Genomic DNA, 14,081 nt, shown 5'->3' with positions numbered 1-14,081 from the left:
GCAGTGAATTCGATGATGTCACCACTGGGGACGGCGTTCACCCCTTACCGAATGGGTCACACCGTCCGGCCCCGGGGTCAGGGTGCGTGCCGGCCCCGGAACCTCCGGCGCTCACCGCCCGCCTCCTGGGACGGCTGGTCCGCGAGCCGCACGACGGGATCGTCCGGCCCGGCCCGCCCGGCCACGACCGGCCGGCTCGCCCGCTCGGCCTTGGCCCGGTACTGGGCGGCGTCGGCGAGACGGAACAGCCGCCGGGCGGAGCGCACGGGCCCGATCGGGTCCTCGGTGGACGCGACCCCGCAGGCCACACCGTCCCCGAGCTCCAACTCGGCGGCTCGGCGACACAGTTCGCCGGCCGCCTTCACGACCTGGTCGGCGGGCGGCCCGACCGCGAGCAGACAGAACTCGTCCCCGCCTAGCCGCGCCGCCAGCGCCCCCGGCAGCATGGCCCCGCACAGCGACAGCACCGAGCCGAACCGCTCCAGGAGCCGGTCACCGGCGGCGTGCCCGTGGGTGTCGTTGACCCGCTTGAGCCCGTTCAGGTCGCAGACGACGAGACTGACGACGGCCCCGTCACCGCGATGCCGCTCGATCGCCTGCTCCAGGCGCACGTCCACGGCACGCCGGTTGGCGAGTCCGGTGAGGGAGTCGGTGAAGGCGAGCCGCCGGACCTCCTCCAGCCGCTCGGTCTGGGCGATACCGGCGGCCACGACGGAGGCCAGGACGGTGGCGAAGTCGGCGTCACCCCGGCCGAAGACGGCTTCGCCGGCCGGCCGGGCGACGTACAGCTCGCCCCAGGCCCGCCCGTGCAGCACGATGGGCGCGACCACACAGCAGCCGCGGCCCCGGCGCCGCAGGGCGGCCACCCGCTGATGGCAGTACCCGGGCTGCCCGGCCGCGGGTCCCTCGGCGGTCTCCACCCACGCGTCGGGCTCGCCGCCACCGGCCCACTGCTCGTGCAGGAACTCGGTGATCTCCGCGAACTGGTGCACCGGATAGGCCTCGTCCTCGGGGAACTCCTCTTCCCCCTCGGCCAGCTCGCCGACGTTCACGAGGACCCTCAGCCGCCCGAGCTCCCGCTCCCACACCGACAGCGCGGCGAAGCTCCCGCCCAGCGCCCGGCACGCCCCGGTGGCCGCCGCACGCCACGCCTCACGCGACCCGTGCGCGGCCGCCATCCCCTGAGCCAATGCGACGACGGCCGCCAGCCGTCTGTCCTCACCCATCACTCCAGGCTAGGGAGTTTCCAGCCAGACTGACCTGTTTACGACGCGAACGGGGACGACCTGTTCGGCCCGGACCGCCGCTCCGGCCCTCTACTCTCCCGGCCACTGCGGCTTGCGCCGCTCGTTGAAGGCCGCGACACCCTCCGCCCGGTCCCCCGAGAACGCCGTGGCCCGCCACGCCGCGTCCTCGACCTCGAGCCCGGCCCGCAGATCCAGCCCCTGCCCGAGCCGCAACGCCCGCTTCGCCGCCCGGAGCCCCACCGGCGAGTTCCCGGCGATCCGGGCCGCCAGCGCCAGCGCCTCCTCGCGGTCCCGTCCCTCCTGGACCACCTGGTCGACCAGCCCCAACTCCCCCGCCTCAACGGCCTCCACCCGCCGCGCGGAGAAGATCAGCTCGGCCGCCCGGGCCGCCCCGACCCGTCGTGGCAGCAACTGCGTCCCCCCGCCCCCGGGGATCACCCCGACCGAGACCTCCGGCAGCCCCACCACGGCCGTCCGGTCCGCCACGATCACGTCACACGCCAGGGCCAGCTCGAATCCGCCGCCGAGGGCGAACCCGTGCACCGCCGCCACCGTCGGCACCGGCAGCTCCAGCACCCCGGTGTACGCCCCCCGCGTCACCGGCCGCTGCCGCAGCAGATCCGCGTCGCTGAACGAGTTCCGCTCCTTCAGGTCGGCTCCCACACAGAAGGCCCGCTCGTGCGTCGAGGTGAGCACGACCACCCGCACGTCCCGGTCCTCCCCCAGGGCCGTGCACGCCCCGGCGATGGACCGCGCCATCTGGGTCGACACCGCGTTCATGGCCTTGGGCCGGTCGAGGACGAGCTCCGCGACATGCCCCTGCTCGTGCCGCCGCACCAGCACGAACTCCCCGAACCGTTCCTCACTCATGACACCCTCCGGTTAACGCGGGTTAACAAGGTCGACGCTCCGATCATCGCAGCCGCACCCCACCCGCGAAAGGCCGGACGCGTCCGGTTCCCCCTCCACCCCCGCCCACCCGTTCGAGTGACATCACCCCAACTCCGGCCCAACCGCCCATGGGAGCGCATAGCGTGCGTCCGCCATGGCGCGCAGGGGGCGCAGGTGCTTCGGGGAGGGACCGTTTCGGGGAGGACCGTGATGACGACGAACACACAGGCGAGGCCGCGAGGGGACATCGGGAGCACCACGGCACCCCACCGGCGTGAGCCGCCCGCGCCCCTCGAGCCGGTCCCGGCCGAGACCGGCCCCTTCGCTCCCCGCGTCCGGGGGCGGCACCGCAAGCCCCGTCCCCGCAAGGTCCTGCTCGCCGCCGGCGGCCTCGTCCTCGCCACGGGCGCACTGAGCCTCCTGCGCCTGGCCTCCGGTCCGGACGCCGACGCCGGTCCCGTCGGGGCAGGGCCCCGTCCGGAACCGGTCTCCACCGTCACCGATGACGCCGCCCACACCGCCGCGACCTTCCCGGCCGCGCCCGAGGCGAGCCCCTCGCCGCCCACGACCCCGGGCGACCTGACCCCGTCCGCGGGCACCGACGGGCCACAGCCGCCTCCGTCCACCGCGACCGGCGCCCCCGCGACCGGCGTGGCCACCGGCTCCGCACCCACGACCATCCCCGACACGCCGAACACTCCGGGTCCGGCCCCGGCGCCGACGGCGTCGCAGGGCGACGTCCCGGGCCCGCCACCGGCCCCGTCCGCACGGCCGAGCCGGACCGCACCCACCCCGGCCCCCCGGCCCGAGGCGCCTGCGAAGCCGCAGGACCCGGGCCTGTGCGTGCCGGTCATCGGCCTCTGCGTGGACTCGCCCCTCGGGGACCGGTGACGCCCCACGGACAACCGGCTACAGCGCGCCGTCCCGCCGGGTGAGCAGCCACGGCTCCACCACGCCCAGCCCACGCACGGGCCGCTGCCACATCGGCTGGAGCCCGAACCGGTACACGGGGGGCTCCTCGCCCTCCTTCTCCGCCGCCGCGGCCTCCTCGGCCGCCTCCGCCTCCGAGGTCGGGGCGTCCTGCGTACGGATCAGCTCCTCGGCGAAGGCGGTGTCGACGAGGACGGCGTCCTTCGGAGCTATCGAGGTGAGCCGGGAGGCCAGATTCACGGTCGTACCGAACACATCACCCATACGGGTGGTCACCGTGCCGAACGCCATGCCGACACGCAGTTCCGGCATCGTCTCGTCGTGCGCCATGGTCTCGATCAGCCGCAGGGCGATCTCGGCGGCCGTGCCCGCGTCGTCGGCGGCGTACAGCACCTCGTCACCGAGGGTCTTGATCAGCCGCCCGCCGTTCGCGGCCACCAAGTCGGCGGCCGTGGTCTCGAAGGCCTCGACCAGCTCGCCGAGCTCCTCCTCCTCCATGCGGCGGGTCAGCCGCGTGAACCCGACCAGGTCGGCGAAGCCGACGGCCAGGCGCCGGTCGACCATCTCGTCGTCGTCGGCCGCCTGCACGACCCGCCCGGCCGACGCGGCGAGCTGCCGGCGCCAGACGTAGACCAGGAACTCCTCCAGCTCGGGCAGGAGCAGCTCGACGATCGGGTACGTCACCTCGGTGCGGGTCATGCCCGGCTCGGGCGGCTCGGTCAGCCCCTCCAGGAAGGAGTCGATCTGCCATTCGGCGAGCCGCGCGGTGGTCTGCCCCGTGGACCGGGCCACCTGCACGGCCATCGCCTCGCTCAGCAGACCCGCCTCGACGAGACCGGCCAGACGCCGCAGCGCGAGGACGTCCGCCTCGGTGAGGGCCCTGGCCTGGCCGATGTCGGCGAAGCCCATGGCCCGCCAGAAGCGGGAGGCCAGTTCCATGGAGACGCCGGCGCTGCGGGCCGCCTGGAACGGGGTGTAGCGGCGCTCGGCGCCCAGGATGAGCCCTTCGAGGCGCAGGGCGAGCGGATCCTCGCCGGAGTCGGCGCCCTGCGCGTCCTCGCCGGAACCCGAGTCGTCGACGGTCACGCGTGTTGCCCTTCCGATCTGTCACGGTCATGTATCGACCGGCCTCAACTCTACGGCAGGTGTGCGCCAGCTCACTCCGTTGGTTCAGCCGACGGGTGGGGTGCCCCGCGTTTTCATGCCACTCGGCATCGGTGCCGCGGCCCTACTGGGGGCTGCCGCCCCCAGACCTCCGCTTCGGCCTGGACGGCCTCGTCCTCCATCGCCGGACGGGCTGGAAGCTGGCCCGTGTCCGGCCTCAGCGTTGGCTGCGGGCATGCGTGCCGCCGGGCTGCGGGCCCACCCGGCCTCAGCTCACGCCGGTCTCAGGTGCACGATGTCCCCGGCGCCGACCGGCTCCTGCACGCCCTCCGCGGTGGCGAGCACCAACCGCCCGTCCCCGTCCACCGCCACCGCTTCCCCCACGACCGCCCGGTCCCCCGGCAGCTCCGCCCGGACCACCCGGCCGAGCGTCGCACAGCCGGCCGCATATGCCTCGTGCAACCCGCAAGCTCCCGCGTCGCCCCCCGCCGCGCGCCACTTGCCGTACCAGTCCTCCAGCGAGCGCAGCACGCCCCGCAGCAGCGGGTCCCGGTCCGTGCTCACCGCCCCGGCCAGCGCCAGCGAACCCGCCGTCGGCACGGGCAGCTCGTCGTCCCTGAGGGAGACGTTGATGCCGACCCCGATGACCACCCCGTCGTCGCCGGCCCGCTCGGCCAGGATCCCTCCGGCCTTGCGTTCGGCTCCCCCCACCGTGACCAGCAGATCGTTCGGCCACTTCAGGGCCGTGTCCACGCCCGCCGCCCGGGACAGCCCCGTCGCCACCGCGACCCCGGTCAGCAACGGCAGCCACCCCCAGTGCGCCATCGGCACCTCGCTCGGCGTGAGCAGGACGGAGAAGAAGAGGCCGGAGCGGGGCGGTGCCGTCCACTGCCGGTCGAGGCGGCCGCGGCCCGCCGTCTGCGCCTCGGCGACCAGCACCGCGCCCTCGGCCGCCTCGCCCTTCGCCGCCCGGGCCACCAGATCGGAGTTGGTGGAGCCGGTGCGCTGCACCACGTCCACCTCCGACCACAGCCCTCCCTGCCGTACCAGACCCCGGCGCAGGGCGGTGATGTTGAGGGGCGGACGGTCCAGGTCCGACCACCGGCTTCCGTTCGGCTCTGATGCATCTCGCGGCGTCATGCAAGCCACCCTAGGTGTGGTAAACGCCGCACTGCCGATGCGGAGGCACCCCACTACTCTACGGATGAGTAACCGTCCCCCCTTTTGAGCAGGCAGGGAGCCGCATCCCGATGTCCGAGCCGGAAGAGCAGCAGCAGCCCGACATTCACACGACCGCGGGCAAGCTCGCGGATCTGAAGCGACGCATCGAGGAAGCGACACACGCCGGCTCCGCTCGTGCCGTCGAAAAGCAGCACGCCAAGGGCAAACTGACGGCCCGTGAGCGGATCGAGCTCCTGCTCGACGAGGGCTCCTTCGTCGAGCTCGACGAGTTCGCCCGGCACCGCTCCACCAACTTCGGCCTCGACAAGAACCGCCCGTACGGCGACGGGGTCGTCACCGGGTACGGCACCGTCGACGGCCGCCCGGTCGCCGTGTTCTCCCAGGACTTCACCGTCTTCGGCGGTGCCCTCGGCGAGGTGTACGGCCAGAAGATCGTCAAGGTCATGGACTTCGCCCTGAAGACCGGCTGCCCGGTCATCGGGATCAACGACTCCGGTGGCGCCCGCATCCAGGAGGGCGTGGCCTCGCTGGGCGCCTACGGCGAGATCTTCCGCCGCAACACCCACGCCTCCGGCGTGATCCCGCAGATCAGCCTCGTCGTCGGACCGTGCGCGGGCGGCGCGGTCTACTCCCCGGCCATCACCGACTTCACGGTCATGGTCGACCAGACCTCGCACATGTTCATCACCGGCCCCGACGTCATCAAGACCGTCACCGGCGAGGACGTGGGCTTCGAGGAGCTGGGCGGCGCCAGGACCCACAACGCGACCTCGGGAGTCGCCCACCACATGGCGGGCGACGAGAAGGACGCCATCGAGTACATCAAGCAGCTGCTGTCGTACCTGCCGTCCAACAACCTCTCCGAGGCCCCGGTCTTCGCGGAGGAGGCGGACCTGGAGGTCGGCGACGAGGACCGCGAGCTGGACGTGATCGTCCCGGACAGCGCGAACCAGCCGTACGACATGCACACGGTGATCGAGCACGTCCTGGACGACGCCGAGTTCTTCGAGACGCAGCCGCTGTACGCGCCGAACATCGTCACCGGGTTCGGCCGGGTCGAGGGCCACCCGGTGGGCATCGTCGCCAACCAGCCGATGCAGTTCGCCGGCTGCCTGGACATCAAGGCCAGCGAGAAGGCCGCCCGCTTCGTGCGGACCTGCGACGCCTTCAACGTCCCGGTGATCACCTTCGTCGACGTCCCCGGCTTCCTGCCCGGCGTCGACCAGGAGCACGACGGCATCATCCGCCGCGGTGCCAAGCTGATCTACGCCTACGCCGAGGCGACCGTCCCGCTCATCACGGTCATCACGCGCAAGGCCTTCGGCGGCGCCTACGACGTCATGGGCTCCAAGCACCTGGGCGCCGACCTCAACCTCGCCTGGCCCACCGCCCAGATCGCCGTCATGGGCGCCCAGGGCGCGGTCAACATCCTGCACCGCCGCACCATCGCCGAGGCCGAGGCGGCCGGGGAGGACCTGGAGGCGGTCCGGGCGCGGCTCATCCAGGAGTACGAGGACGCCCTCCTCAACCCCTACGTCGCGGCCGAGCGCGGTTACATCGACGCCGTGATCCTGCCGTCCGAGACCCGCCGTCACGTCGTACGGGGACTGCGTCAACTGCGTACGAAGCGGGAATCCCTGCCTCCGAAGAAGCACGGCAACATCCCCCTCTAGCCGCATCGAGCCCAGGAGGCCCACATGACGATCAAGGTCGTACGGGGCAACCCGACCCCGGAGGAGCTGGCCGCCGCCCTGGCGGTGGTCAGGGCCCGCGCCGCGGCGGCTGCGGCAACGCCGCCCGGCGCGCCGGCCACCCGCGACTCCTGGTCCGACCCGTCCCGCATCGCGGCCCACCGCCTGCCCCAGCCGGGGCCGGCGGCGTGGGGCCGCACCTATTGGCCAGGGTGAGACCAGCCCTGCGGAACAACGCGGGGCGCCGATTTGAGTACCCCTACTCAGGCGCCCCGCCGGGCCAGGCCGCACGCTGGGGTCATGCTGTGGTCCGACCCCGAGAACGAGCCGCCCGAAGAACTGCGTGATACGCAGGACATGCTGCGGCGGCTGAGCGTTCTCCTGGCCCTTGCCATGGTCCTGGCGATGATCGTGATCGGCGTGAGGTGAGACGCCCGGGGTGACGCCGATACGCTGAACGCATGACAGATCAGCCGCGTCGCCGACTCGTCCTCGCCTCCCAGTCCCCCGCCCGGCTCGGACTGCTCCGCCAGGCCGGCCTCGCCCCCGAGGTGATCGTGAGCGGCGTCGACGAGGACGCCGTCACCGCCCCCACCCCCGCCGAGCTCGCGCTGGCCCTGGCCGAGGCGAAGGCCTCCGTCGTGGCGGCCCGGCCGGAGACCAAGGGCGCGCTCGTGATCGGCTGCGACTCGGTGCTCGACCTGGACGGCCAGGCTCTCGGCAAGCCAGCGGACGCCGAGGAGGCCACCGCCCGCTGGAAGGCGATGCGCGGCCGGGCCGGCACCCTCCAGACGGGCCACTGCGTCTACGACACGCTCACCGGCCGCTACGTGTCCGCCACCGCCTCCACGGTCGTCCACTTCGGCGAACCCACCGACGAGGAGATCGCCGCCTACGTGGCCTCCGGCGAACCCCTCTACGTCGCCGGGGCGTTCACCCTGGACGGCCGCTCGGCCCCGTTCATCGACGGCATCGACGGCGACCACGGCAACGTCATCGGCATCAGCCTGCCCCTGGTCCGGCGGCTGCTGGCGGAACTGGGCGTCGGCATCACGGAGTTGTGGGCGCCGGCGGAGAAGTGACCGGGGACCCGTCGCCGCTCTTCGCGCCCCCGGGCGCGGCGTCGGCGGGCTCGGCCGGGCGGTCGTACGTCATCAGCAGCAGGACGATCAGGGCGAGCACCAGCTCCATGAACAGGAACGCGGGCCAGCCGACGGGGCCCCAGGTGAACGCGCCCAGCAGCCCGTGCACGACGGCCGCGCTGATCAGCAGCACCCGCCCGAAGCCCGCCGGGGGCCGGTCCCGCAGCGCCACCAGCAGCGCGACCAGGCCGCACAGCGCGAAGTAGAGGCCGAAGGCGATCCCGCCGATCTTCGACGACACCGACATCATGTGCGGGTCCAGGCCGGCCAGCGACATGTCCTGCCGGTCCACGACCATCCCCAGGAACCAGTTGAGCGCCGCGACGCCGAACGCCTCCGCGAACAGCACCACCGCCACGACCCACGCCACCGGCCTGCGTATCACCGGGCCCACCCTCTTCCCTCTGAAGACATCGCGAACGCTACTAACCGGTAAACCGGGGGACAAGGGTCCGGCAGGGGGCAAAGAATCATTGGGCCATTCGTAGGGACTCGACAAAGAAACCGAGTGGCCCGCAGCACGTGATGACAGAGACCTTGACCACAGGAGGGGGCTAGGGTTTCCCGCAGGAGTACTGCGTACCGCGGTGCGACAAGGGATTACGCGGGTCGAGCGAGCCACGCATCACGCTCCGTGTGGGCAAGCTCACCACTGGGGACGGGTCGTAGTGCCGTGTCGGCAGTCCCTAAACTCGGCTTGTTTCAAGGAGGGAGCCTCAATCGTGCGCAAGGTGCTCATCGCCAACCGTGGCGAAATCGCTGTCCGCGTGGCCCGGGCCTGCCGGGATGCCGGTATCGCGAGCGTGGCCGTCTACGCCGACCCGGACCGGGACGCTCTGCATGTCCGCGCGGCGGATGAGGCGTTCGCCCTGGGCGGTGACACCCCGGGCACCAGCTACCTCGACATCGAGAAGGTGCTCAACGCCGCCCGCGAGTCGGGCGCGGACGCGATCCACCCCGGCTACGGCTTCCTCTCGGAGAACGCCGAGTTCGCGCAGGCGGTCCTGGACGCGGGCCTGATCTGGATCGGCCCGCCGCCGCAGGCGATCCGCGACCTCGGCGACAAGGTCGCCGCCCGGCACATCGCGCAGCGCGCCGGTGCCCCGCTGGTGGCCGGCACGCCCGACCCGGTGTCCGGCGCCGACGAGGTCGTCGCGTTCGCCGAGGAGCACGGCCTGCCGATCGCGATCAAGGCCGCCTTCGGTGGTGGCGGTCGTGGCCTGAAGGTCGCCCGCACCCTCGAAGAGGTGCCGGAGCTGTACGACTCGGCGGTCCGCGAGGCCGTCGCCGCCTTCGGCCGGGGCGAGTGCTTCGTCGAGCGGTACCTGGACAAGCCGCGGCACGTGGAGACCCAGTGCCTGGCCGACCAGCACGGCAACGTGGTGGTCGTCTCCACCCGTGACTGCTCCCTCCAGCGCCGGCACCAGAAGCTGGTGGAGGAGGCCCCGGCCCCCTTCCTGTCCGACGCGCAGGTGGAGCAGCTGTACTCGGCCTCCAAGGCGATCCTGAAGGAGGCCGGCTACGTCGGCGCCGGCACGGTCGAGTTCCTCGTCGGCCTCGACGGCACGATCTCCTTCCTGGAGGTCAACACCCGTCTCCAGGTGGAGCACCCGGTCACCGAGGAGGTCGCCGGTATCGACCTCGTGCGGGAGATGTTCCGCATCGCCGACGGCGAGGAGCTCGGCTACGGCGACCCGGAGCTGCGCGGCCACTCCTTCGAGTTCCGCATCAACGGCGAGGACCCGGGCCGCAACTTCCTCCCGGCTCCCGGCACGGTCACGACGTTCGCCCCGCCATCCGGCCCGGGTGTCCGTCTGGACGCGGGTGTGGAGTCCGGCTCGGTCATCGGCCCGGCGTGGGACTCCCTGCTGGCGAAGCTGATCGTCACCGGCCGCACCCGCAAGGAGGCCCTCCAGCGGGCCGCCCGCGCGCTGGAGGAGTTCCAGGTCGAGGGCATGGCGACGGCGATCCCGTTCCACCGCGCGGTGGTGAAGGACCCGGCGTTCGCGCCCGAGCTCACGGACTCGTCCGACCCGTTCACGGTGCACACCCGCTGGATCGAGACGGAGTTCGTCAACGAGATCAAGCCGTTCACCGCACCGGCCGATGCGGAGGCGGACGAGGAGCCGGGCCGCGAGACGGTCGTCGTCGAGGTCGGCGGCAAGCGCCTGGAGGTCTCCCTGCCGTCGTCGCTGGGCATGTCCCTGGCCCGTACGGGTCTCGCGGCGGGCGCCAAGCCGAAGCGCCGCGCGGCCAAGAAGTCGGGCCCCGTGGCGTCCGGTGACACCCTGACCTCCCCGATGCAGGGCACCATCGTCAAGGTCGCCGTGGAGGAGGGCCAGGAGGTCAAGGAGGGCGACCTGATCGTCGTCCTGGAGGCCATGAAGATGGAGCAGCCCCTGAACGCGCACAGGTCGGGCACCATCAAGGGCCTGAGCGCGGAGATCGGCGCGTCGGTGACGTCGGGCGCGGCCATCTGCGAGATCAAGGACTGAGGTCGGAGTCCGGACGGACAACGCCGACGGCGCGGCCCCGGATCGGGGCCGCGCCGTCGGCGTCACGACGCGCCCGCACCCGGCGTACCGCGGGATGGGGACGTGTCGGGGGTGTCCTGGGGCCATGGGGTGCCCCGCTGCTCGAACAGAGCCGAGAGCTTGGGCGAGGGCGGGCGCAGCGGCGTCTCGTCGCGCCGGGGTGCGCACCCACCCGCCCGAGTACCGAAGCCGAGCGCCCGGCGGCCGGCCTCAACGCCGCCGCAGATCCGCCACCCGCGCCCGCTCCGTCCCAGGGCTCTGCTCACCCAGCATCGAGGCGGACCGCAACTGGCCCCCGGCCCCCGGCACCTGCCGTCGAGGCCCGGGCAACGGCACGTCCCGGCGCTGCTGGCGCGCCGGCAGGGATTCACCCCCCGGGCCCCCCGCCCCCGCTCCGGCCGAGCCCCCTTGCCCCCCGGCGACAGCGATCTGCACGCCCTGGTCGGCGAGCGCCTGGAGTTCCGTGGCGGCACGGTCGTCATGCGCGGGCGGCTCGTCCGTGACGAGGCGTGTGATGAGATCCGTGGGCACGGTCTGGAACATGGTGTCGGTGCCGAGCTTGGTGTGATCGGCGAGCACGACCACCTCCGCCGCGGCCTGCACCAGCGCCCGGTCGACAGACGCCGACAGCATGTTGGACGTGGACAGCCCGCGTTCGGCGGTCAGCCCGCTTCCGGACAGGAACGCCCGCGACACCCGCAGCCCGTGCAGGGACTGCTCCGCACCACTCCCGACCAGGGCGTAGTTCGAACCGCGGAGCGTACCGCCGGTCATCACGACCTCGACCCGGTTGGCATGGGCCAACGCCTGGGCGACGAGGAGGGAGTTGGTGACGACGGTGAGCCCGGGCACCCGGGCGAGCCGGCGGGCCAGCTCCTGGGTCGTCGTACCCGCCCCGACCACGATCGCCTCCCCCTCTTCCACGAGATTCGCGGCGAGGTCGGCGATGGCGGTCTTCTCGGCGGTCGCGAGATGGGACTTCTGCGGAAAGCCGGACTCTCGCGTGAAACCGCCCGGCAGTACCGCACCGCCGTGCCGGCGGTCGAGGAGTCCTTCTGCCTCCAGCGCGCGCACGTCCCGCCGTACGGTCACTTCGGAGGTCTGGACGACGCGGGCGAGCTCACGGAGCGACACGGCCCCGTTCGCTCGCACCATTTCGAGGATCAATTGGCGACGTTCTGCAGCGAACACGAAACTGACAGTAACGCCAGCGACCGTCTGCTTTCAGCAGTTTGCGCTGAATAGCAGAAGATGTTCGCACCGAGCAGCGGGAAGTGGTATAGAGCCTTAGTCCCGCCGCCTATGCCGTACGCATGGTCGAACACTCCCCGTGACCAGGGAGGAGTCGGTTTCGGCCTCAGCCCTCGCCGTTCTCCTTGCGGGAGTGCAACTGCCGCGCCACCTCGGCGATCGAGCCCGACAGGGAGGGGTAGACGGTGAAGGCCTTCGCGATCTGTTCGACGGTCAGATTGTTGTCGACCGCGATCGAGATGGGGTGGATCAGCTCCGAGGCGCGCGGCGCCACGACGACACCGCCCACCACGATGCCCGTGCCCGGCCGGCAGAAGATCTTGACGAAGCCGTCGCGGATGCCCTGCATCTTCGCGCGCGGGTTGCGCAGCAGCGGCAGCTTCACGGACCGGGCGTCGATCTTCCCGCCGTCGACATCGGCCTGGGTGTAGCCGACGGTGGCGATCTCCGGGTCGGTGAAGACGTTCGACGAGACCGTCTTGAGGTTCAGCGGGGCCACGGCGTCGCCCAGGAAGTGGTACATGGCGATGCGGCCCTGCATGGCGGCCACGGAGGCGAGGGCGAACACGCCGGTCACGTCACCGGCCGCGTACACGCCCGGAGCGGTCGTGCGCGAGACCTTGTCGGTCCAGATGTGGCCGGACTCGCGCAGCCGGACGCCGGCGTCCTCCAGCCCCATGCCCGCGGTGTTGGGCACGGCACCGACGGCCATGAGGCAGTGCGAGCCGGTGATGACCCGCCCGTCGGCGAGGGTCACCTCGACCCGGTCCCCGACCCGCTTGGCGGACTGCGCCCGGGAACGCCCCATGACGTTCATGCCGCGCCGCCGGAAGACGTCCTCCAGCACGGCGGCGGCGTCCGGGTCCTCACCCGGCAGCACGCGGTCGCGCGACGACACCAGCGTCACCCTCGACCCCAGCGCCTGGTAGGCACCGGCGAACTCGGCACCGGTGACACCGGAACCGACCACGATCAGCTCCTCGGGGAGCTCGTCGAGGTCGTACACCTGGGTCCAGTTCAGGATCCGCTCACCGTCGGGCAGGGCGTCGGGCAGCTCACGGGGGTGTCCGCCGGTGGCGATGAGCACGGCGTCGGCCGTCAGCGTCTCCTCGCTCCCGTCGGCGGTGCGCACCACGACCTTGCGCGACCCGTCGAGCGCCTGCATGCCCTCCAGCCGCCCGCGCCCGCGCATGACACGCGCCCCGGCACGGGTCACGGAGGCGGTGATGTCGTGCGACTGGGCGAGCGCCAGCCGCTTCACACGCCGGTTGACCTTGCCCAGGTCCACGCCCACCACCCGGGCGGCCTGCTCGATGTGCGGGGTGTCGTCGGCGACGATGATCCCCAGCTCCTCGTAGGAGGAGTCGAAGGTGGTCATCACCTCGGCCGTGGCGATCAGGGTCTTCGACGGCACGCAGTCGGTGAGCACCGACGCCCCGCCCAGACCGTCGCAGTCGACGACGGTCACCTCCGCGCCAAGTTGGGCGGCCACCAGGGCCGCTTCGTATCCGCCGGGTCCGCCACCGATGATCACGATCCGAGTCACGTACTCCATTGTCCCGCACCGCTCACGGTGCCACCGCCCCGGGGCCCCGCCGAGGCGCCTGTTGTTACGACAGTGACGCCGGGGCCGCCTGCCGTACCCTTCCCCCATGTCGCTCTACGCCGCGTACGCCGGCAACCTCGACGCGCGGCTGATGTCCCGCCGCGCCCCGCACTCGCCGCTGCGCGCCACCGGCTGGCTGAACGGATGGCGACTGACCTTCGGCGGCGAGCACATGGGCTGGGAGGGCGCGCTGCCCACGATCGTGGAGGACCCGCTCTCCCAGGTCTTCGTCTCCCTCTACGACATCGCCCCGATGGACGAGGAGTCCCTCGACCGCTGGGAGGGCGTGAGCCTCGACATCTACCGTCGTACGCGCGTACGGGTCCACACCCTGGACGGTGAGGAATCGGCCTGGGCCTTCGCCCTGAACGCGTACGAGGGCGGCCTGCCCTCCGCCCGCTACCTGGGCGAGATCGCCGACGCCGCCGAGTCGGCCGGCGCTCCGCACGACTACGTGATGGAGCTCCGCAAGCGCCCCTGCTGACGGGCGCCCGCCCGGGCCG

At 72.3% G+C, this 14,081-nt stretch carries 14 protein-coding genes; 7 read left to right on the top strand and 7 right to left on the bottom strand.

The genetic code is table 11. The features are described 5' to 3' along the window. Positions 1–77 precede the first annotated feature (77 nt). Entirely contained in the window at positions 78–1,226 is a 1,149-nt protein-coding gene (locus tag ACFY9E_RS26375) for a diguanylate cyclase domain-containing protein (RefSeq protein ID WP_390988048.1), read from the bottom strand. A gap of 90 nt (positions 1,227–1,316) precedes the next feature. After that, on the bottom strand, positions 1,317–2,117 hold the full coding sequence (locus tag ACFY9E_RS26370) for an enoyl-CoA hydratase-related protein (protein ID WP_390988046.1): 801 nt from the start codon (positions 2,115–2,117) through the stop codon (positions 1,317–1,319). A 231-nt stretch (positions 2,118–2,348) separates the two neighbouring features. Between ACFY9E_RS26370 and ACFY9E_RS26365 the strand changes: the two genes are divergently transcribed. Further along, positions 2,349–3,029, top strand: a complete 681-nt coding sequence (locus ACFY9E_RS26365; protein ID WP_390988044.1) for a hypothetical protein — start codon at positions 2,349–2,351, stop codon at positions 3,027–3,029. Positions 3,030–3,047: 18 nt separating this feature from the next. On the opposite strand, the gene ACFY9E_RS26360 is transcribed toward ACFY9E_RS26365, so the two are convergent. After that, positions 3,048–4,154, bottom strand: a complete 1,107-nt coding sequence (locus ACFY9E_RS26360; RefSeq protein ID WP_390988042.1) for an adenylate/guanylate cyclase domain-containing protein — start codon at positions 4,152–4,154, stop codon at positions 3,048–3,050. 291 nt (positions 4,155–4,445) lie between these two features. After that, positions 4,446–5,312, bottom strand: a complete 867-nt coding sequence (locus ACFY9E_RS26355; RefSeq protein ID WP_390988040.1) for a biotin--[acetyl-CoA-carboxylase] ligase — start codon at positions 5,310–5,312, stop codon at positions 4,446–4,448. Between the two features lie 110 nt (positions 5,313–5,422). On the opposite strand from ACFY9E_RS26355, the gene ACFY9E_RS26350 reads away from it, so the two are divergent. From ACFY9E_RS26350 to ACFY9E_RS26335, 4 genes are all read left to right on the top strand, one after another. After that, entirely contained in the window at positions 5,423–7,027 is a 1,605-nt protein-coding gene (locus tag ACFY9E_RS26350; protein WP_390988039.1) for a carboxyl transferase domain-containing protein, read from the top strand. Positions 7,028–7,051: 24 nt separating this feature from the next. Beyond that, a complete protein-coding gene (locus ACFY9E_RS26345) occupies positions 7,052–7,261 on the top strand; it encodes an acyl-CoA carboxylase epsilon subunit (protein ID WP_031132777.1) in 210 nt (69 codons plus the stop codon). Positions 7,262–7,345: 84 nt separating this feature from the next. Further along, a complete protein-coding gene (gene mmpB, locus ACFY9E_RS26340) occupies positions 7,346–7,474 on the top strand; it encodes a morphogenic membrane protein MmpB (protein WP_107062905.1) in 129 nt (42 codons plus the stop codon). Between the two features lie 32 nt (positions 7,475–7,506). Then, a complete protein-coding gene (locus tag ACFY9E_RS26335) occupies positions 7,507–8,127 on the top strand; it encodes a Maf family nucleotide pyrophosphatase (protein WP_390988037.1) in 621 nt (206 codons plus the stop codon). Here ACFY9E_RS26335 and ACFY9E_RS26330 read toward each other — a convergent pair. Beyond that, positions 8,096–8,572: a hypothetical protein gene (locus ACFY9E_RS26330; RefSeq protein WP_390988035.1), complete on the bottom strand. Its 477-nt coding sequence runs from the start codon at positions 8,570–8,572 to the stop codon at positions 8,096–8,098. The two genes, ACFY9E_RS26335 and ACFY9E_RS26330, sit on opposite strands and share 32 nt — an antisense overlap. A 337-nt stretch (positions 8,573–8,909) precedes the next feature. Here ACFY9E_RS26330 and ACFY9E_RS26325 point away from each other — a divergent pair, with 337 nt between their 5' ends. After that, on the top strand, positions 8,910–10,682 hold the full coding sequence (locus tag ACFY9E_RS26325) for a biotin carboxylase N-terminal domain-containing protein (protein ID WP_390988034.1): 1,773 nt from the start codon (positions 8,910–8,912) through the stop codon (positions 10,680–10,682). A gap of 249 nt (positions 10,683–10,931) precedes the next feature. On the opposite strand, the gene ACFY9E_RS26320 is transcribed toward ACFY9E_RS26325, so the two are convergent. Together ACFY9E_RS26320 and ACFY9E_RS26315 are read right to left on the bottom strand one after the other, a co-directional pair. Then, on the bottom strand, positions 10,932–11,912 hold the full coding sequence (locus ACFY9E_RS26320) for a DeoR family transcriptional regulator (protein ID WP_390988032.1): 981 nt from the start codon (positions 11,910–11,912) through the stop codon (positions 10,932–10,934). A 166-nt stretch (positions 11,913–12,078) separates the two neighbouring features. Then, positions 12,079–13,527, bottom strand: coding sequence for an NAD(P)H-quinone dehydrogenase (locus tag ACFY9E_RS26315; protein ID WP_390988030.1), 1,449 nt, complete (start codon positions 13,525–13,527; stop codon positions 12,079–12,081). Positions 13,528–13,624: 97 nt separating this feature from the next. Between ACFY9E_RS26315 and ACFY9E_RS26310 the strand changes: the two genes are divergently transcribed. Further along, positions 13,625–14,062: a gamma-glutamylcyclotransferase gene (locus tag ACFY9E_RS26310; protein ID WP_390988029.1), complete on the top strand. Its 438-nt coding sequence runs from the start codon at positions 13,625–13,627 to the stop codon at positions 14,060–14,062. Positions 14,063–14,081 lie beyond the last annotated feature (19 nt).

The organism is Streptomyces sp. NPDC012466, assembly GCF_042955215.1.
Taxonomy (GTDB): Bacteria; Actinomycetota; Actinomycetes; order Streptomycetales; family Streptomycetaceae; genus Streptomyces.
This window is presented reverse-complemented; position numbering and strand designations above follow the sequence as displayed.

Bases quoted from the DNA above. Each gene is read 5' to 3' on its own strand.
- ACFY9E_RS26350 (WP_390988039.1), top strand. From the start codon at position 5,423: ATGTCCGAGCCGGAAGAGCAGCAGCAGCCCGACATTCACACGACCGCG.
- ACFY9E_RS26365 (WP_390988044.1), top strand. From the start codon at position 2,349: ATGACGACGAACACACAGGCGAGGCCGCGAGGGGACATCGGGAGCACC.
- ACFY9E_RS26355 (WP_390988040.1), bottom strand. From the start codon at position 5,312: ATGACGCCGCGAGATGCATCAGAGCCGAACGGAAGCCGGTGGTCGGAC.
- ACFY9E_RS26345 (WP_031132777.1), top strand. From the start codon at position 7,052: ATGACGATCAAGGTCGTACGGGGCAACCCGACCCCGGAGGAGCTGGCC.
- mmpB (WP_107062905.1), top strand. From the start codon at position 7,346: ATGCTGTGGTCCGACCCCGAGAACGAGCCGCCCGAAGAACTGCGTGAT.
- ACFY9E_RS26375 (WP_390988048.1), bottom strand. From the start codon at position 1,226: ATGGGTGAGGACAGACGGCTGGCGGCCGTCGTCGCATTGGCTCAGGGG.
- ACFY9E_RS26370 (WP_390988046.1), bottom strand. From the start codon at position 2,117: ATGAGTGAGGAACGGTTCGGGGAGTTCGTGCTGGTGCGGCGGCACGAG.
- ACFY9E_RS26315 (WP_390988030.1), bottom strand. From the start codon at position 13,527: ATGGAGTACGTGACTCGGATCGTGATCATCGGTGGCGGACCCGGCGGA.
- ACFY9E_RS26335 (WP_390988037.1), top strand. From the start codon at position 7,507: ATGACAGATCAGCCGCGTCGCCGACTCGTCCTCGCCTCCCAGTCCCCC.
- ACFY9E_RS26310 (WP_390988029.1), top strand. From the start codon at position 13,625: ATGTCGCTCTACGCCGCGTACGCCGGCAACCTCGACGCGCGGCTGATG.